This window comes from Nocardiopsis sp. MT53, assembly GCF_019598965.1.
In the GTDB taxonomy this organism is placed as follows: Bacteria; Actinomycetota; Actinomycetes; order Streptosporangiales; family Streptosporangiaceae; genus Nocardiopsis; species Nocardiopsis changdeensis.
In genome coordinates this window covers 6,985,138-7,001,844 of sequence record NZ_CP080599.1, presented here as the reverse complement: position 1 = coordinate 7,001,844, position 16,707 = coordinate 6,985,138, and the positions used below count along the sequence as shown (strand labels likewise).

At 74.5% G+C, this 16,707-nt stretch carries 19 protein-coding genes; 11 read left to right on the top strand and 8 right to left on the bottom strand.

The window, feature by feature from the left end:
- Window positions 1-7: 7 nt before the first annotated feature.
- The 4 genes from xylB to K1J57_RS31200 form a co-directional block, all read right to left on the bottom strand.
- Entirely contained in the window at window positions 8-1,393 is a 1,386-nt protein-coding gene (gene xylB, locus K1J57_RS31215) for a xylulokinase (protein WP_220562258.1), read from the bottom strand.
- Between the two features lie 119 nt (window positions 1,394-1,512).
- Window positions 1,513-2,028 (bottom strand): flavin reductase family protein, encoded by a 516-nt coding sequence (locus K1J57_RS31210; RefSeq protein WP_220562257.1) that lies wholly within the window; start codon window positions 2,026-2,028, stop codon window positions 1,513-1,515.
- A 31-nt stretch (window positions 2,029-2,059) separates the two neighbouring features.
- Complete coding sequence (locus tag K1J57_RS31205) at window positions 2,060-2,605, bottom strand: NAD(P)H-dependent oxidoreductase (RefSeq protein WP_220562256.1); 546 nt, start codon at window positions 2,603-2,605, stop codon at window positions 2,060-2,062.
- A gap of 65 nt (window positions 2,606-2,670) precedes the next feature.
- Entirely contained in the window at window positions 2,671-3,927 is a 1,257-nt protein-coding gene (locus K1J57_RS31200; protein ID WP_220562255.1) for an SfnB family sulfur acquisition oxidoreductase, read from the bottom strand.
- Window positions 3,928-4,541: 614 nt separating this feature from the next.
- Between K1J57_RS31200 and K1J57_RS31195 the strand changes: the two genes are divergently transcribed.
- The 4 genes from K1J57_RS31195 to K1J57_RS31185 all read left to right on the top strand — a co-directional run bounded on the left by K1J57_RS31195 (window position 4,542) and on the right by K1J57_RS31185 (window position 7,018).
- Entirely contained in the window at window positions 4,542-5,069 is a 528-nt protein-coding gene (locus tag K1J57_RS31195) for a cysteine dioxygenase family protein (RefSeq protein WP_220562254.1), read from the top strand.
- Entirely contained in the window at window positions 5,066-5,452 is a 387-nt protein-coding gene (locus K1J57_RS31190) for a rhodanese-like domain-containing protein (protein ID WP_220562253.1), read from the top strand. The genes K1J57_RS31195 and K1J57_RS31190 overlap by 4 nt, the downstream gene beginning before the upstream one ends.
- Before the next feature lie 175 nt (window positions 5,453-5,627).
- On the top strand, window positions 5,628-5,762 hold the full coding sequence (locus K1J57_RS33855) for a hypothetical protein (protein ID WP_255646738.1): 135 nt from the start codon (window positions 5,628-5,630) through the stop codon (window positions 5,760-5,762).
- Window positions 5,759-7,018, top strand: a complete 1,260-nt coding sequence (locus tag K1J57_RS31185) for a YeiH family protein (RefSeq protein WP_255646737.1) — start codon at window positions 5,759-5,761, stop codon at window positions 7,016-7,018. Before K1J57_RS33855 ends, K1J57_RS31185 begins: the two co-directional genes overlap by 4 nt.
- Window positions 7,019-7,078: 60 nt before the next feature.
- On the opposite strand, the gene K1J57_RS31180 is transcribed toward K1J57_RS31185, so the two are convergent.
- Both K1J57_RS31180 and K1J57_RS31175 read right to left on the bottom strand, forming a co-directional pair.
- On the bottom strand, window positions 7,079-7,651 hold the full coding sequence (locus K1J57_RS31180) for an NADPH-dependent FMN reductase (protein WP_220562252.1): 573 nt from the start codon (window positions 7,649-7,651) through the stop codon (window positions 7,079-7,081).
- Between the two features lie 12 nt (window positions 7,652-7,663).
- Entirely contained in the window at window positions 7,664-8,287 is a 624-nt protein-coding gene (locus K1J57_RS31175) for a YitT family protein (RefSeq protein ID WP_220562251.1), read from the bottom strand.
- Between the two features lie 100 nt (window positions 8,288-8,387).
- Between K1J57_RS31175 and K1J57_RS31170 the strand changes: the two genes are divergently transcribed.
- A complete protein-coding gene (locus K1J57_RS31170; protein ID WP_220562250.1) occupies window positions 8,388-8,885 on the top strand; it encodes a MarR family winged helix-turn-helix transcriptional regulator in 498 nt (165 codons plus the stop codon).
- A gap of 52 nt (window positions 8,886-8,937) precedes the next feature.
- Here the strand turns inward: K1J57_RS31170 and K1J57_RS31165 are convergent, their stop codons facing one another.
- The gene (locus K1J57_RS31165; RefSeq protein ID WP_220562249.1) at window positions 8,938-9,453 is read right to left on the bottom strand and encodes a winged helix-turn-helix domain-containing protein; all 516 of its coding nucleotides are present in this window, start codon (window positions 9,451-9,453) and stop codon (window positions 8,938-8,940) included.
- A 244-nt stretch (window positions 9,454-9,697) separates the two neighbouring features.
- Here K1J57_RS31165 and K1J57_RS31160 point away from each other — a divergent pair, with 244 nt between their 5' ends.
- From K1J57_RS31160 to K1J57_RS31140, 5 genes are all read left to right on the top strand, one after another.
- The gene (locus tag K1J57_RS31160) at window positions 9,698-10,576 is read left to right on the top strand and encodes a MetQ/NlpA family ABC transporter substrate-binding protein (RefSeq protein ID WP_220562248.1); all 879 of its coding nucleotides are present in this window, start codon (window positions 9,698-9,700) and stop codon (window positions 10,574-10,576) included.
- 285 nt (window positions 10,577-10,861) lie between these two features.
- Complete coding sequence (locus K1J57_RS31155; protein WP_220562246.1) at window positions 10,862-11,923, top strand: ABC transporter substrate-binding protein; 1,062 nt, start codon at window positions 10,862-10,864, stop codon at window positions 11,921-11,923.
- A 271-nt stretch (window positions 11,924-12,194) separates the two neighbouring features.
- Window positions 12,195-13,244, top strand: a complete 1,050-nt coding sequence (locus K1J57_RS31150; RefSeq protein WP_220562245.1) for an ABC transporter substrate-binding protein — start codon at window positions 12,195-12,197, stop codon at window positions 13,242-13,244.
- Window positions 13,244-14,014 carry an ABC transporter ATP-binding protein gene (locus tag K1J57_RS31145; protein WP_220562244.1) on the top strand — a complete coding sequence of 257 codons (771 nt, stop codon included), beginning with the start codon at window positions 13,244-13,246 and terminating at the stop codon, window positions 14,012-14,014. The genes K1J57_RS31150 and K1J57_RS31145 overlap by 1 nt, the downstream gene beginning before the upstream one ends.
- Window positions 14,007-14,885 carry an ABC transporter permease gene (locus tag K1J57_RS31140; RefSeq protein ID WP_220562243.1) on the top strand — a complete coding sequence of 293 codons (879 nt, stop codon included), beginning with the start codon at window positions 14,007-14,009 and terminating at the stop codon, window positions 14,883-14,885. Before K1J57_RS31145 ends, K1J57_RS31140 begins: the two co-directional genes overlap by 8 nt.
- Window positions 14,886-14,944: 59 nt before the next feature.
- Here K1J57_RS31140 and K1J57_RS31135 read toward each other — a convergent pair whose 3' ends face one another.
- Window positions 14,945-15,730, bottom strand: coding sequence for a sulfite exporter TauE/SafE family protein (locus tag K1J57_RS31135; RefSeq protein WP_220562242.1), 786 nt, complete (start codon window positions 15,728-15,730; stop codon window positions 14,945-14,947).
- Window positions 15,731-15,861: 131 nt separating this feature from the next.
- On the opposite strand from K1J57_RS31135, the gene K1J57_RS31130 reads away from it, so the two are divergent.
- A complete protein-coding gene (locus K1J57_RS31130; RefSeq protein WP_255646736.1) occupies window positions 15,862-16,614 on the top strand; it encodes an IclR family transcriptional regulator in 753 nt (250 codons plus the stop codon).
- Window positions 16,615-16,707: the final 93 nt, after the last annotated feature.

The following is a 16,707-nucleotide window of genomic DNA, read 5'->3' as shown; positions in this document are numbered from 1 at the left end:
CCGACGGTCAGACCCCGTGGACGGCGCGGCGGACCTCGGCGTAGCGGGCGCGCACCTGCGGGGCGGGGGAGGCCCCGACCTCCTCCGCGATGCCCCCGGCGTTCCACTCCGGCGGGGCGTCGGTGCCCGCCAGCGCCCAGGCGGCCTGGCGGGCGGCGCCCAGCGCCACGTACTCGGCGGGCTCGGGCACCGCCACCGGCGCGTCCAGCACGGTCGCCGCCACCCGGCGCACCGCCTCCGAACGCGCGGCCCCGCCCACCAGCAGCACCCGGCGCACCGGCACGCCCCGGTCGGTCAACGCGGACAGCCCGTCGGCCAGCCCGCAGAGCATCCCCTCGACCGCGGCCCGCGCCAGGTGGGCGGCCGTCATGTTGTCCCGGCGCATCCCGTGCAGCGATCCGGCGGCCGCGGGCAGCGCCGGGGTGCGCTCGCCGTCCAGGTAGGGCAGCATCACCAGCCCGCCCGCCCCCGGCTCGGCGGCCAGCGCCAGCGCGTCCAGCCCGGCCGGGTCGGTGCCCAGCAGCCCCGCGGTCGCGGTCAGCACCCGGGCTGCGTTGAGGGTGCACACCAGCGGCAGGTAGCGCCCGGTCGCGTCGGCGAACCCGCACACGGTGCCGGAGGCGTCGCGGACCGGGGTCTCGCTCACCGCGAACACCGTCCCGCTCGTCCCCAGCGACACCACCGCGTCGCCCGGCCGCAGCCCCAGACCCAGGGCCGCGCCCATGTTGTCCCCGGTGCCGGGGGCGACCACCGCCCCGCCCGGGGTGTATCCGACCGTCTCGGCGGGCGCCGCCACCCGCGGGGTGTCCAGCTCCCGCCCGAACGCCCGCACCAGCAGGTCCGTCCGGTACCCGCCGCCGCTCGCCGACCAGTACCCGGTCCCGGAGGCGTCGCCCCGGTCCGTGGCCGGGGCGCCCTCCCGGCCGGTCAGCCGCCAGGTCAGCCAGTCGTGCGGCAGCATCACCCCGGTCGCGCGGGCGGCGGCCTCCGGCTCGTTCTCGGCGAACCAGCGGAGCTTGGACACCGTCAGCGAGGCGCCGGGGACGTTGTCCACCGCCTCCGCCCACGCCCGGGGCCCGCCCAGCTCGGCGATGAGGTCCTCGGCGGCCCCGGCCGAACGGGTGTCGTTCCACAGCAGGGCCTCGCGCACCACCTCGCCGTCCCCGTCCACGGTCACCATGCCGTGCTGCTGGCCGGCCACCGCGACGGCCGCGACCCCGTCCAGCAGGCCCGCCGAGGCCTCCTCCAGCGCCGCCCACCAGGCGCGCGGGTGGACCTCGGTGCCGTCCGGGTGCGGGGCGCGCGCCTCGCGCACCACGCTCCCGTCACCGGCGTCGCAGACCACGATCTTGCAGGACTGGGTCGAACTGTCGATTCCGGCGACGAGGGGCATCGGGACTCCGCGGTGAAGGAATTAGTCGGGGTTCCCAACGAATTTAGCCCGCGCCGTCCGTTCTGTCACGGGCGAGGGGCGCCCGCGGGCGCCCCTCCCCTCGCGTCCCGCGGAGTGCTTCAGGCCAGCGGTGCCACGCCGCCGAACGCCCCGCGGTGGTAGACCAGCGGCGGCCGCGGGTCCTCCAGCACCAGCGTGTGCGTCACCCGGCCGACCACCAGCCAGTGGTCGCCGATCAGCCGGGTGTCGAAGCGGTCGCACACCAGGTACGCCACCGCCCCGTCCAGCAGCGGGACCTCCGACGGGCCGGGCCGCCAGGCCGTCGGCGGGGCGAACCGGTCCGCCCCCCTGCTCGCGAACCGGGTGGCCAGCTCCGACTGCTCCTCGCCCAGCAGCTGCACACCGAACTGTCCGGCCAGCCGCAGCGCCGGCCAGGTGGTCGAGGAGTCGGCGATGTAGAACGACACCAGCGGCGGGTCCAGGCTCACGCTGGTGAAGGAGGTGGCGGTCAGCCCCACGGGCCGCCCCTCCACGGCGGCGGTGATGATGACGACCCCGGCCGGGTGGTTGCGCAGCGTCGCGCGGAAACGGCCGGCCTCGGTCGAGGGCGGGGGGACGGTCTCGGTGGCACTCAACGGACTCTCCCGGGGTGGTGGGACGGCGGGTTCAGGACGCGGTGGCCCGGGCGGTCGCGCGCAGCGCCGGCGCGGCGGCCCCGGCCCAGGGGGCGAGCACCTCGTCCAGCAGCGGGGCGGGGACGTCCGGGCCCCCGGCGGGGACGGTGTCCTGGAGCAGCGCCACTCCGGCGGCGGGCACCGTCGCGCCCAGCTCCAGCAGCAGCGGCCGCAGGTGCACGTCCACCGCGAGGGTGTGCGCGGGCGAGGCCATCACCAGCACCGGGACCGCGGTGACCCCGGCCAGGCCGCCCGGGGGCAGCAGGTCCAGGAACACCTTGAGCAGTCCGGTGTAGGTGGCCTTGTAGGTGGGGCTGGCCACGACCAGCAGCTCGGCGGCGCGCACCTGCTCCAGGGCCGCGGCCACGTCCAGCGGCGGGCCGGGGGTGAGCAGCAGGGGTTGCAGGCCGGCGAGTTCGAGCAGGTCGGCCCGCTCGGGGAGCCCGGCGGCCCGGGCGGCGTGGCGGGCCACGGCCAGCCCGGCGGTGGCGGTGCGCGAGTGCGGTCGGGGGTTGCCGACGAGGACGGTGGTGGTCATGGCGGGCCTTCGGGTTCGGTGTGTCGGTCGGTCGGACGCGGTCGGGACGGGGCGGTCGTCGCGGGTCAGATCTGCCCGTGCCGCGGGGGGCGGCGCCGGTTGAGGGAGTACTCGCCCAGGTGCTGGACCTTCCAGCGCTCCGGGTCGTGGACGGTGTGGGTGCGGGCGTCGCGCCAGAACCGGTGCAGGTTCTCGCTCTGGGCGGTGGCGCGGGTCCCGGCCACCTCGAACAGCGCCGAGGACACCTCCACGGCGGTCCGGCCGCCGGCGACCTTGGCGGCGGCCACCGCCAGGGAGGCCTCGGCGGTGGCGTCCCCGGCCTCGGGTGAGTCCTGGGCCAGGACCGCGTCGGCGGTGTCCACCCGGGCGGCGGCGGTGGCCAGCAGCGCCTCGGCGGCGCGGACCCGGACCTCCAGCTCGCCGAACCGGTGGACGAGCAGGGGGTCCTCCGCCGCGGTGTCCGCCCCGCTCTCGAACCAGGGGCGGCTCTTGGTGCGGACGAACTCTGCGGCCGCGTCCAGGGCCCCGCGCGCCGCGCCGACGTCGATGGCGGTGTGCAGCAGCTGGGCGAACGCGCCGAACGTGGTGGGGGCCTCGAACGTGCGGTACTGCTCCAGCACCAGCGCGCCGGGCACCCGCACCCCGGACAGGTGCACGGTGCCGCTGGCGGTGGTGCGCTGGCCCATCCCGTTCCAGTCGTCCTCGATCCGGACCCCGGGGGCGGAGGCGGGCACGAGGGCGATGTGCGGGCGCGGGCCGCCGGGGGTCTCGGCGGGGGCGACGACCGCGAGCCAGTCGGCGAACAGCGAGCCGGTGGCGTAGTACTTGGTGCCCTCCAGACACCACTCCTCGCCGTCGCGCTCCAGCCGGGTGGCGTGCGTGTGCGCGGTCCTCCCCGAGCGCTCGGCCTGGGCGTTGCCGAGCAGTGCCCCGGCCAGGACGTCGCCGAACACCCGCTCGCGGGCGGCGGGGCCGCCGCGCAGGCGCACGGCGTTGAGGAAGGCGAAGTGCGGCTGGGGGATCTGGGCGAGGCTGAGGTCGGCGGTGCCGAGCAGGCGCAGCACCTCGGCGACGGTGGCGGCGCGCACGCCGGCGCCGCCCAGGGAGCGCGGCACGGTGATGCCCAGCAGGCCGGAGCGCGACAGCGCGAGCACCTGCTCACGGGGGAGCGTGCGGTCCCGGTCGCGGGCGGCGGCGCCCTCGGCCAGGCGGGGGAGCAGGTCGCGTACGGCGTCCAGGGCCTCGGCGTCGGTGGCCAGGACCCGGGCGGGCGCCCGGTCGTCGGCCGTGCCTCGGGCGGGGCCGGTGATCGTCTCGGACACGGGGAACCTCCTGCTTGTGGCGCACACTGACCTGTGAATACCTACCGGAATTGTGTGGAATTACAGCACGGGTCGGCCTGCGACGGGCGGTGGTGCCCGATCTTCGGCGTGGCGTTCGGTGCGGAGGTCTCGGGCGGCGGGGGTGTGCACGCCCCGGGCCGGGGTGGCGGGCCGCTCCGCGCACGGCGGCCCTCCCGGCCCGGGGCGTGGGGACCGGCCTCGCGGCGTCCGCCCGGCGGGGTGGTCCGGGCGGACGCCGCGGGTGCGGCGGGTCCTGGCCGGCGGCTCCGCGATTCCGTCGGCCCCCTCTCCAGGCTGGAGCGCTAATCACATTTTGTCAACCAGAAAAGTAGGAAATCTTCGGCGGGGCGCCCTCGGGCGAGGTCGGGGGGTGTGTCCGGTGCGGGTGCGACGCGCGTGGCGCGGGAGTATGCCGACTAAACCTGTAGGGAATGTGGTTTACTGCGGTGCATGGCAGTCAGCACTCCGGTACACCCGCCGCGGACCTGGCGGAGGTCGCTCACCTTCGACGAACGCTGTCGGTGAGCGGCCGGCGCGCCGCGCCGCCCGCACCCGACCCCGTCCGCCGCAGCAGTGAGAAGAAGACGAAGCCCATGACCGCCGACATCGCCACCGCACCCACACCGCTCACCCTGGACCGCCTGGCGGCGCTGACCGCCGAAGTGGCCGAAGAGGTCCGCCGGGGTCTGCACGAGATCCGCTTCGACGCCGAGAACCGCTGGTCGGTGCGCCTGCACGCGGACGACCACACCGACGTCTGGCTCATCTCCTGGACCCCCGACCAGTCCACCCGGCTGCACGACCACGCGGGCTCCCTGGGCGCCCTGACCGTCGTCGCCGGCGAGCTGGTCGAGCGCTACTGGGCCGGCGGGCTGCGCGAGCGCACCCTCGCCGACGGCGGGGGCGGCCGCTTCCCGCTGGGCCACGTCCACGACGTCGTCAACGCCTCCGATGCGCCCGCCGTCAGCGTGCACGCCTACTCCCCGCCGCTGACGGCCATGCACTACTACGAGGTGGGCGGCGACGGCGCCCTGCGCCGCACCGACAGCGTCCTCACCACCGACCCCGAGCCCGGCGCACCGACCCTGGACGGCGTCCCGGCCCGCGAGGGGGTCCGGTGAGCGCGGTCGACCGTCTCCTCCACGGCAGGCGCGCCCGCCTGGAGCGCCTCTCGCCCGCCGAGGCCCTGGCCGCCCAGTGCGCGGGCGCGCTGCTGGTCGACACCCGGCCCGCCGTCAACCGCGAGACCGAGGGGGAGATCCCCGGCGCCCTGGTCATCGACCGCAACGTCCTGGAGTGGCGCCTGGACCCGACCAGTCCGGACCGGGTGCCCGAGGCGGACTCCGCCGACCGGCACATCGTGCTGTTCTGCAACGAGGGCTACGCCTCCAGCCTGGCCGCCGCCCAGCTCCAGGAGCTGGGCCTGAGCCGGGCCACCGACCTCGTCGGGGGCTTCCGCGCCTGGCGGGCCCAGGGGCTCCCGGTCCTCGAACCCCGGCCCTGACCCGGTCCGGAGCGCGGTGAGACCCGGGCGGACGGGTGTCCGCCCGGGTCTGGCGCTCCGCGCGGCCCTTAATTACACTAAATCAGTAGGTTTTGTAGAGAACTGGCGGCGCCCCCGCCGCGTCCCCCACCCCAGGGCGCCCCGACACCGGCACCCGGAGAAACAGAGAAGGACCATGAGCGAGACACCCCCCACCGGCCCCGAACGCCCCCGTCGCCGCCTCGGCGAGGACTGGGCCGCCACCATCACCGGACTCGTCCTGCTCGGCCTCGCCCTGGTCGGCGCCATCCCGGCGGGGCTGATCCCGTGAGCGACGCGACCCCCGCCCCCGGCGACGAGACCCCCGAGCAGGCCACCGGGGCCGCCGGGGCCGAGACGGTGCGGACCGAGGCGGACCCGGGCCCGCCGGAGGCGGCAGGGCAGGGCGCCACCGCCACCGAGGACACCACCGGAAGCGGCGGCGCGGACGCCCCGGCGGTCCGCGGCGGCGCCTCCCCGGCCTGGGCCGCCGTCGGCCTGGCCGTTGTCCTGGCGCTGGCCGCCACCACCCGGTTCCTCACCTCCTGGGTCCCCGAGGCCGCGGCGGGAACGGCCCTGGCCGGGTTCGCCGAGGCCGTCGAGTACCCGGTCTACGCCATCCTGCTGGGCCTGCTCGGCAACCTGGTGCTCACCCTGGCCGGCGTGCGCGACCGCCTGGCCCCGGCCTTCCGCACCGAGTTCTTCATCAAGACCGGCCTGGTCCTGCTGGGCTCCACCGTCCTGCTCGACGTCATCGTCCGGGCCGCGGGCCCCGCGATCCTCCAAGCGCTGTTCCTGGTCACCGCGGTGTTCCTGTTCACCTGGTGGCTCGGCGGCCGGTTCGGCCTGGACGACCGGCTGCGCGCGCTGCTGGCCTCCTCGGTCTCCATCTGCGGCGTCAGCGCCGCGATCGCCGCCGCCGGCGCCGTGCAGGCCCGCCGCGAGCAGCTCGCCTACACCGCGAGCCTGGTCATCCTGTTCGCCGTCCCGTCGATCTTCCTGCTGCCCTGGCTGGTCGGCGTGCTGGGCCTCGACGACGCCCAGGCCGGCGCCTGGATCGGCGGCAACATCGACACCACCGCGGCGGTCGCCGCGGCCGGCGCGATCGTCGGCGAGGACGCGCTCCAGATCGCGTCCATCGTCAAGTCCACCCAGAACGTCCTGATGGGCGTGGTGGCGGTGCTGCTCACCGCCTACTTCGCCGTCAAGGCCGCCCCCGCCGGGGAGGGCGCCGCCGCCCGCCCGGGCCTGACGACCCTCTGGGAGCGGTTCCCCAAGTTCGTACTGGGCTTCCTGGCCGCCTCGGTCATCGCCACGGTCTGGGCCAACACCGGGGGCGACGGCGCCCAGGACGGCCTGGACACAGCCAAGGCGCTGCGCGACTGGTTCCTCATCGCGGCGTTCACCAGCATCGGCCTGGAGTTCAGGGCGGGCTCGCTGCGCGAGGCCGGCTGGCGGCCGATCGGCGTCTTCGCCCTGGCCACCGTGTTCAACCTGCTGGTGGGCCTGGTGCTGGCGTTCCTGCTGTTCCGCGGCTTCTCCTTCTGAGCCGGAGCGCGGACGCGCGAGGGGGCGGGCCGGTGCCCGCCCCCTCGCCCTGTCCCGGGGTCAGGCGGCCGCCGAGGCGCGCAGCCCGGACAGTGCCCGCTCCAGGCCGCCCAGCTCGCGCAGCATCGCGTCGGCCGCGGAGTCCAGGGCCGCGCCGGGCCGGAACACCCCGGCCCCGTCCAGGTCGTCGCGCAGCCCGACCGTGACGACCGGGGCCGCCGGGACCATGCCCAGGGCCGCCGCCACCGGCTGGAACGCCTCCACCGCGCGCATCCCCCGCGAGGACATCCCGTAGCCGACGAAGCCCACGGGCTTGCGCCGCCACTCGTGGAAGAGGAAATCGACCGCGTTCTTGAGCGGGGCGGTGTACGAGTGGTTGTACTCGTTCACCACGAACACGAAGGCGTCGGCGGAGTCGACCGTCGCGCTCCACGCCCTGGTGTGCGGGTGCACGGGCGCGTCCTGGGAGGGGGAGCCCGGCTCGTCCAGGAAGGGCAGCGCCAGCTCGGCGAGGTCCACGGTGAAGGGGGTGAACACGCCGTCGCGTACCGCGCGCCCGGTCACCCAGGAGGCGATCGAGGGGCCGGGGCTGGTGGGTCGGGTGCTGGCGGAGAGGATCATCAGGCGGGGCATGGGAGTGCCTCCTCAGTTCTTCGAGGGCGAGCGGACGGGAGCGGGGGCGGGGAGGGGTTCCCCGGTGCGGAGCACGGACAGGAACGCCTGGGTGAGCGGGCCGACGGCGAGGGCGAAGAGCACGGTGCCGACGCCCACCGAGCCGCCGAACAGCCAGCCCAGGGCGAGGACGGACAGTTCGATCGCGGTGCGCGCCCGGGCGATGCTCAGGCCGCGCGCGGCCAGGCCGGTCATCAGCCCGTCCCGGGGGCCCGGGCCCAGTCCCGCGCCGACGTAGAGGGCGGTGGCCGCGGCGGTGAGCACGACGCCCGCCGCCAGCAGGGCCCAGCGCCAGAGCAGGGACTGCGGATCGGGGAGCAGGACCAGGGAGACCTCCACGGCCGGGCCGACCAGCAGCACGTTGGCGACGGTGCCGGGACCCGGCCGCTGGCGCAGGGGGAGCCAGAGCAGCAGTACCAGCGCGCCGACCCCGATCACGACCCCGCCCAACGGCAGGCCGGTGCGGTGGGCCAGGCCCTGGTGGAGCACGTCCCAGGAGGACATCCCCAGGTCCGCGCGGACCATCAGGGCGACCCCGAGGCCGAAGAGCGCGAGGCCGGCGGTGAGGGCGGTGTACCGGAGGGGGAGGGAGGACATGGCTTTCCTTTGGTGATGTGTCACCAAGAAGCCGATATCCCGGTGACGTGTCACCAATGTAGGGGGAGTCTTGGTGACATGTCAACGCTAGGGTGGGGGCATGGAACCACCACGCTGGCTCACCGCCCCCGAGGCCCGCGCCTGGCGCGGCTACCGGCGCATGCGCGCCCTGCTCGACCTGCGGATCACTCGCGACTTCGCCGAGGACGGGCTCTCGGACGCGGACTACGACGTGCTGTCCAACCTGGGCGAGGCCGCCGGGAACCGGCTGCGCACCCGTGAGATGGCCGCCCGCATGCTCTGGTCCACCTCCCGGCTCTCCCACCACGTCTCCCGGATGGAGAAGCGCGGCCTGGTCCGGCGCCTGGAGGCGGAGGAGGACGCCCGCGGCAGCGAGATCGCGCTCACCGGTCACGGGCGGGAGGTCCTGGAGGCCGCCGCGCCCGCCCATGTGGCGACGGTGCGGGAGCACTTCATCGACCTGCTCACCCCGGAGGAGGTCCGCGTGCTGGGCGACATCGCAGAGAAGGTGGTGGAGCGCCTGGCGCGGGACACGCCCACGCGCAGCCCGGAGCGCCGGGTGCGCGGGCGGGCCTGACGCGCGGCCGGGTGCGCCGTGCCGCGTCGGGGCCCGCCCGCCGCGCCGGCGGTCAGGCCTCGGCGGAGGGCGCGCCCGGCCCCCGGTAGATGTAGCCGACCCTGCGCACGGTGGCGATGAGGTCCCCGGCCGGGCCGAGTTTGCGGCGCAGCCGGTGGATGTGCACGTCGATGGTGCGCGAGTGCATCCCCTCCGCGGCGCCCCACACCCGCTCCATCAGCTCGGTGCGGGTGATCGCGCGGCCGGGGGAGCCGGTCAGGCACTCCAGCAGCTCGTACTCCTGGTAGGTCAGCTCCACCTCGCGCCCGTCCGACCACACCCGGCGGGCGTTGCGGTCCAGGAGCAGGCCGCCGGCGGGCGGCAGGGGGCGGACCCGGGTGTGGGGCTCGTCCACGACGACCCCGTACACCAGCATGTACTTGCCGCTCTCGGGAAGGGGCAGCACGCCCAGGAGCGAGTGCTCGCCCGAGTCGGCGCCAGGGGTCTCCCGGGGGCCGGGAACGGCGGTCAGGGCCGGGCGTGCGGGCCGGGCCTCGGTCTCGGCTGTGGCGGTGTGTGCGGTGGGCATGACTCCATGATGCGGCCTATTCTCGATATTAGCTACCGTATTAGTTGGTAATCTTGTCCCCCTGTGGCCGATGCCACGCGGCGCGGGGGGTGGCCGGGAGATTTCCTACCAAGGAGGTGGGATAGTCTTCCATTGGGTCATCGGATGTCCCATCGGACCCTCCGGTCCCACCCGAGCGCCGGTCGCGCACCGGTGCGGCGGAACCCCCCGCGATCCCCACCCTCACGATCACGAAGGAGCGCACATGCGCACGACCTCAGCCGTCATCGGTGCCGCCGCCGCTGTCACCCTGGCGCTCACCGCCTGCGGCGCCCCCAGTGAGCAGGCCGCGGAGGACAACGGGGGAGAGGGCGCGGCGGAGGTGCTGCGCGTGGGCGTCAGCCCCGTCCCGCACGGCGACATCCTCGCCTTCATCGACGAGAACCTCGCCGAGGAGGCCGGGCTGGACCTGGAGATCGTGGAGATCTCCGACTACAACACCCCCAACACCCTCCTGGTCGAGGGCGAGCTGGACGCGAACTACTTCCAGCACCGCACCTACCTGGAGGAGTGGGCGGCCAACGGCCCCGACGCCGACTTCACCTACATCACCGACGTGCACATCGAGCGCCTCGGCCTGTACTCCGAGAGCGTCGAGAGCGTCGCCGACCTGCCCGAGGGCGCCGAGATCGCCGTGCCCAACGACCCGGCCAACCTCAACCGCGCCCTGGGCATCCTCCAGACCGAGGGCCTCATCGAGGTGGACCCGGAGGCCGGCGAGCTGGCCACCGAGAACGACATCACCGACAACCCCAAGGACATCACCGTCACGCCGCTGGAGGCCGCGCAGCTGCCGCGCGCCATCGCCGACGTGGACGCCGCGGTCGTCAACGGCAACTACGCCATCGAGGCGAACCTGCCCGAGGAGAGCAACGTCCTGGCCTGGGAGCCCGAGGGCGACGACTACGTGCAGGCCTACGCCAACGGCCTGGTGGCCCTGGAGGAGAACGCCGAGGACGAGCGCGTTCGGCTCCTGGCCGACCTGCTGCACGACGAGCGCGTCCTGGAGTTCGTGAAGGAGTCCTGGCAGGGCGTCGTCCTGGCCGTGGACGCCGAGGGCAACGTCATCGAGACCGCCGAGTAGCACCCGGCGACGACACCGAGAGGGGCCCGGCGGGCCCCGCTCACACCAGGGCTCCGCGCCGCCCCCGGCTCGTCTCTCCGGCGGGCGGCGCGGGACCCCGCACACCGTGAGGGGCGGTGGGGCCGTGCGCCCCGCCGCCCCTCACGGCGTTCCCGGCCCGGACCCTCTGCGCAAGCTTTTGTGAGCTGGATCACCGTCGATTGAGTTCCTACTAATCCTACTAATTAAGTATGGTTTTTCCTGGTCGCTCCGGCCTCCCCCTACGTCGTGAAGAGGAATCCCGAGATGAGCAAGCGCACCACCGTGCTCTCCGCCGCCGCGGCGGCCCTGGCGCTCAGCCTGGCCGCGACCGCGTGCGGGGGAGCGGAGGACGGCGGCGGGTCCGGCGACGGCGCCCCGGCCGACTCCCTGACCCTCGGCTACTTCCCCAACCTCACCCACGCCCCGGCCCTGGTCGGCGTGGAGAACGGGACCCTCGCCGAGGCGCTGGGCGACGTCGAGTTGCAGACCCAGACCTTCAACGCCGGCCCCGACGCGATCAACGCCCTGTTCGCCGGGGAGATCGACGCGACGTTCATCGGCCCCAATCCGGCCATCAACGGCTGGTCGCAGTCGGACGGCACGGCCCTGCGCATCATCGCCGGGTCCACCTCGCGCGGCGCCGGGCTGGTCGTCCGCGAGGGCATCGACAGCGTCGAGGACCTGCCCGGCACCACCCTCTCCACGCCGCAGCTGGGCAACACCCAGGACGTGGCGCTGCGCTGGTTCGTCCGGGAGCAGGGCTGGGAGGTCGACACCGAGGGCGGCGGCGACCTGTCGATCCTGCCCCAGGACAACGCGGAGATCATCGACACCTTCCTGCTCGGCGAGATCGACGGCGCGTGGGTCCCCGAGCCCCACCTGAGCCGCCTGGTCGAGGAGGGCGGCGGCCACCTGCTGGTCGACGAGGCCGACCTGTGGCCCGAGACCGGCGGCGAGTTCGTCACCACCCACCTCATCGTCAACGCCGACTTCCTGGAGGCGAACCCCGAGGTCGTCGAGGGCCTGCTGCGCGGGCACGTCGAGACGGTCGACTGGATCAATGACAACCCCGAGGAGGCCCGGGCCGCGGCCATCGCCCACCTGGAGTCGCTGACCGGCGGCGAGCTGGACGCCGAGGTGGTCGCCTCCGCGTTCGGCAACATGACCTTCACCGTCGACCCGGTCGCGGAGTCGCTGCGCGGCGGCGCCGAGCACGCGGAGGGGGTCGGCCTGCTGGACCCGGTCGACCTGGAGGGCATCTACGCGCTCGACCTGCTCAACGGGGTGCTGACCGGGCTCGACCGGGAAGAGGTCGCCGGGTTCTGACCCGGCGGGGCGCCGCCACAGAAAGTGACCTGGATCACTTTCTGTGGCGGCCGCCGGTGGCGGCGCGGCCCCCACGAGGGGATTCGTGTCGGCGCACCGCTCTGAGCTGCGCTTTCTCTGCGGGACTCGGCGTGGTCGGGGCGGGGAGGGCGTCCGGGCCTCGGGCCCCGGGAATCCCGTGCTCCGGCCGGGGTGCGCGGTGACTTTCACAAATCCTACTTATTAAGTAGAGTTTTGTCCGTTGCCAGACCGCACCCGAAAAGGACTCCTCATGCGTGTGCCCTCCCCGCCCCTGCGGACCGCGGCCGCGGTCCTGCTGGTCCTGGGCGCGGCCGCCACCGGATGCGCCGCGGACCCCGAGCGGGACGACACGCTGACCCTGGGCTACTTCCCCAACCTCACCCACGCCCCCGCGCTGGTCGGGGTGGAGGACGGGATCTTCGCCCGGGCCCTGGGCGACACCGCCTTCGACACCCGCACCTTCAACAGCGGCCCCGACGCCGTCAACGCCCTCTTCTCCGGCGAGATCGACGCCGCCTACCTGGGGCCCAGCCCGGCCGTCAACGGCTGGCACCAGTCCGAGGGGCAGGCCCTGCGCATCGTCGCCGGTGCCGCCACCCGCGGCACCGGCCTCGTGGTCCGGGAGGGCATCGACGACGTCGAGGACCTGCGCGGCACCACCCTGGCCACGCCCCAGCTCGGCGGGACCCAGGACGTGGCGCTGCGCTGGTTCGCCCGCGAACAGGGCTGGGACACCGACACCGCCGGTGGCGGCGACCTGTCCATCGTCCCCCAGAGCAACCCCGAGACCGTCGACGCCTTCGCGCTCGGCGAGATCGACGGGGCCTGGCTCCCCGAGCCCTTCCTCGGCCGCGTCCTCGCCGAGGACGACGCGCACCTGCTCGTCGACGAGGCCGACCTGTGGCCCGGCGGGGAGTTCGTCACCACCCACCTCGTCGTCTCCGCCGACCTGCTCCGGGAGCACCCCGAACGGGTCGAGGACCTGCTGCGCGGACACGTCGAGGCGGTCGACCTGGTCAACGACGACCCGGACGCCACCCTGCGGGCCGTCTCCGCCCACCTGGAGGAGATCACCGGGAGCACGCCCGATCCCGACCTCACCGCCGCGGCGCTCGACAACATCGCCTTCACCGTCGACCCCGCCGCGGACTCACTGCTCACCGGAGCCGAGAGGGCCGAGGCCGTCGGCCTGCTCGACCCCGTCGACCTGACCGGAATCTACGCCCTGGACCCGCTCAACGCCCTCCTCGCCGAGGACGGCCGAGAGCCGGTCGCCGGGCTGGAAGGGGAGGCGCCCTGATGACCGCCGTCACCGACACGCCCCCGCGTACCGCCGCCGTCGAGATCGACGGCATCTCCAAGGTGTTCGGCCACGGCAGCGGTGCCGTGACCGCCATCGACGGGATGTCGATCACCGTCGGCACCGGGGAGTTCCTGTCCATCGTGGGGGCCTCCGGCTGCGGCAAGAGCACGCTGCTCTCCCTCGTCGCCGGACTCGACCGCCCCACCACCGGCACCGTGGACGTCGGGGACCACCGGGTCTCCATGATGTTCCAGGAGGCCGCGCTGTTCCCGTGGCTGAGCGTCGGGGCCAACATCGAGGTGCCGATGAAGGTCAACAAGGTGCCCCGGGCCGAGCGCCGGCGGCGGGTCGCCGAACTCCTGGACCTGGTGCGCCTGACCGGGTTCGAGCGCAAGCAGCCCCACGAGCTGTCCGGCGGCATGCGCCAGCGCGTCGCCCTGGCCCGCGCCCTGGCCCAGGACGCCGACGTGCTGCTCATGGACGAGCCCTTCGGCGCCCTGGACGCCATGACGCGCGACATCCTCCACGACGAGCTGGAGCGGATCTGGCAGGAGAAGGGGCTGACCGTCCTCTTCGTCACCCACAACGTGCGCGAGGCGGTGCGCCTGGGCGACCGGGTCGTGCTGCTGTCCAGCCGCCCGGGCCGGGTCATCTCCGAGTTCCCCGTGGAGGGCGAGCGGCCCCGCCGCATCGACTCCGCGCCCATCGCGGCCCAGGCCGCCGCCATCACCGACCGGCTCCGCGAGGAGGTCTCCCGCCATGCCTGACGCCGACGTGAGGGACCGGGACCGCGAGGTCCACGGGCTGGACGCCCTCGAACTCCAGCCCGCGCGCGGCACCGGTGCGACCGGGCTCGGCGCGAGGGCCCGCGTGCTGTGGTCGGCGACCTGGCCCAAGCTGGTCGCCGTGGTCCTGGTACTGGCCGCCTGGCAGGCCGTGGTGTGGTCGGGGTGGCGGACCGAGTTCGTGTTCCCCGGCCCGGACAGGGTGCTGCCCGCCCTGTTCGGCGAGATCACCACGCCGGAGTTCTGGACGGCGGTGCAGGTGACCATGCGCCGGGCCCTCACGGGGTTCGCGCTGGCGCTGGCCGTGGGCGTGGTCATCGGGCTGGCGGTGTCGCAGTTCAAGCCGCTGCGGGCGGCCATCGGGTCGCTCATCACCGGGCTCCAGACCATGCCGTCGATCGTGTGGTTCCCCTTCGCGATGCTGCTGTACGGCATCAGCGAGTCGGCGATCATGTTCGTCATCGTGCTGGGCGCCGCCCCCTCCATCGCGGGCGGGCTCGTGTCCGGCATCGACTACGTGCCGCCGACGCTGCTGCGCGCCGGGCAGGTCATGGGGCTGCGCGGGGCGCAGCGGTACACGGTGCTCATCATCCCGGCGGCGCTGCCGATGTTCGTCACGGGGCTCAAGCAGGGCTGGGCGTTCGCCTGGCGGTCCCTGATGGCGGGCGAGCTGCTGGTGATCATCAACCAGCAGAACTCCATCGGCTGGGCGCTCAGCCAGGCCCGCCAGCTCAACGACGCCGACCGGCTGCTGAGCTACATCATCATCGTCCTGGTCATCGGCATCGTGATCGACGTGTTCTTCAACTGGGCCGACCGCGCCCTGCGCCGGCGCTGGGGCATCACCGCCTGAGCGCGCGGACGGGCCGCCCCGGGACCCCGGGGCGGCCCGTTCCTGCGCCCCGGAGCGGATCAGGTGAGCAGGCCGGCGAGGTAGACCGCGCCGGTGAGGCAGACGAGGGCGCCCAGCAGGAGGCGCAGGGGCCGCTCGCCCATCCGGCGCGACAGGGCGATGCCCGCCAGGGAGCCCAGCGCACCGCCCGTGCCCAGGGCCAGGCCGGTCTCCCAGTCCGGGGCGGCCGGGGCCGCGCCGAAGCCGACCCGGTCGAAGACCGCGTAGGCGGTCAGCCCCACGACCGAGGTCGCGAAGGTGGTCGTCAGCGCCACCACCGCGGCCCGCGCGGTGACCCAGCCCGCCACCCCGATCAGCAGCGGCGACAGCAGGGACCCGCCGCCGATGCCCACCGCCGCGCCCACCAGTGAGGCGCCGCCCGCCGCGGCCGCGAGCAGCCGGCGGCCGCCGCGTTCGCGTCCCGGACGCGGGGGAGCGTCCCGCCGGGAGGGGGACAGCAGCCGCACGCCCGTGCCGAGCAGGAGCACGCCGAGCAGGCCGCGGAACAGCAGCGGGTCCGACAGCCACGTGACCCGCACCGCCGCCCCCGCGACCGCGCAGGGCACGGCGGCCGCCGTCACCACGAGCATCTCCGCGCCGTTCCCGCGCGCCGACCGGGCGAGCCGGGCGATGCCCAGCGGGGTGGCCACCACGTTGTAGAGCAGGTTGGTGGCGCTGACCTGGGGGCCGTGCATGCCCAGGGCGCTGAGCTGCACGGGCAGCAGCAGGACGGCCCCGGAGACGCCGACGGGGGCGGTCAGCGCGGCGACGGCGAATCCGGCCAGGGCGGCCACGAGGAGTTCCACCCGGCAAAGCCTATCGATTGAGTGGGGAATTTGGGAGGGCGTTCCGGGGCCGCCCTGTGGTTCAGTGGTGCGTGGTCCGGTAGGCCGGGGCGTCCCGCGGTGGGGGCCCGGAGCGCGAGGAGAGGCGAACGATGGAGGAGGAGTCCCGGCCCGCCGGGTCGCAGGCGGTGGTCCGGGCGCTGCGGGTGCTGCACTGCTTCCGCGACCACGGCCCCGAACTGGGTGCCACCGACATCGCCCGGCTGCTGGACCTGCGCACCAGCACGGCCCACCGGCTGGCCCGCACCCTGGTCTCCGAGGGCTTCCTGGAGCAGGACGCCGCCACCTCCCGCTACCGGCTCGGCGCCGCCGTCGCCGAACTGGGCCGCGCCCTGTACCGGCACCGCGGCCTGTACCGGATCGAACCCCTCATGGAGAGCCTGGCCGAGGCCACCGGCACGTCGCCGGGCCTGGCCGTCCGCAGCGGTTCGCGCGCGGTGGTCATCGCCGGGGAGGCGGTGGACCCCGAGTCGGGGCTGAGCGTCTACATCCCGCTGCACGCCTCGGCGATGGGCAAGGTCCTGATGGCCTGGGACACCTCGGTCGACCCCTCCCGGCTGGAGCTGGAACGACTGACCGCGAACACCATCACCGACCCCGACCGGCTCAGAGCCGTGCTGGAGGAGGTGCGCGCCCGGGGATACGCGGTCAACGACCGGGAGATCACCGACCGCAAGCGCACCGTGGCCGTGCCGCTGACGGACGCGGCCGGCCGGGTGCGGATGGCGCTGGCGCTGCGCGCCGACGCCGAGGACCTGCCGGTGGAGCGGTTCCCCGAGCTGGCCCGGATCGCCCGGGAGTTCGCGCCCGCGTTCCAGAGGCTGCTGCTGCACCCCGCCGAGTAGGGAATCCCAGGTCGGAGCACGTGTCGGCGTGAGCCGCGACCCTATTACCCAGAAAACCTACTGGAAAGGTTGACTTTGCCACGATGTGGCAAA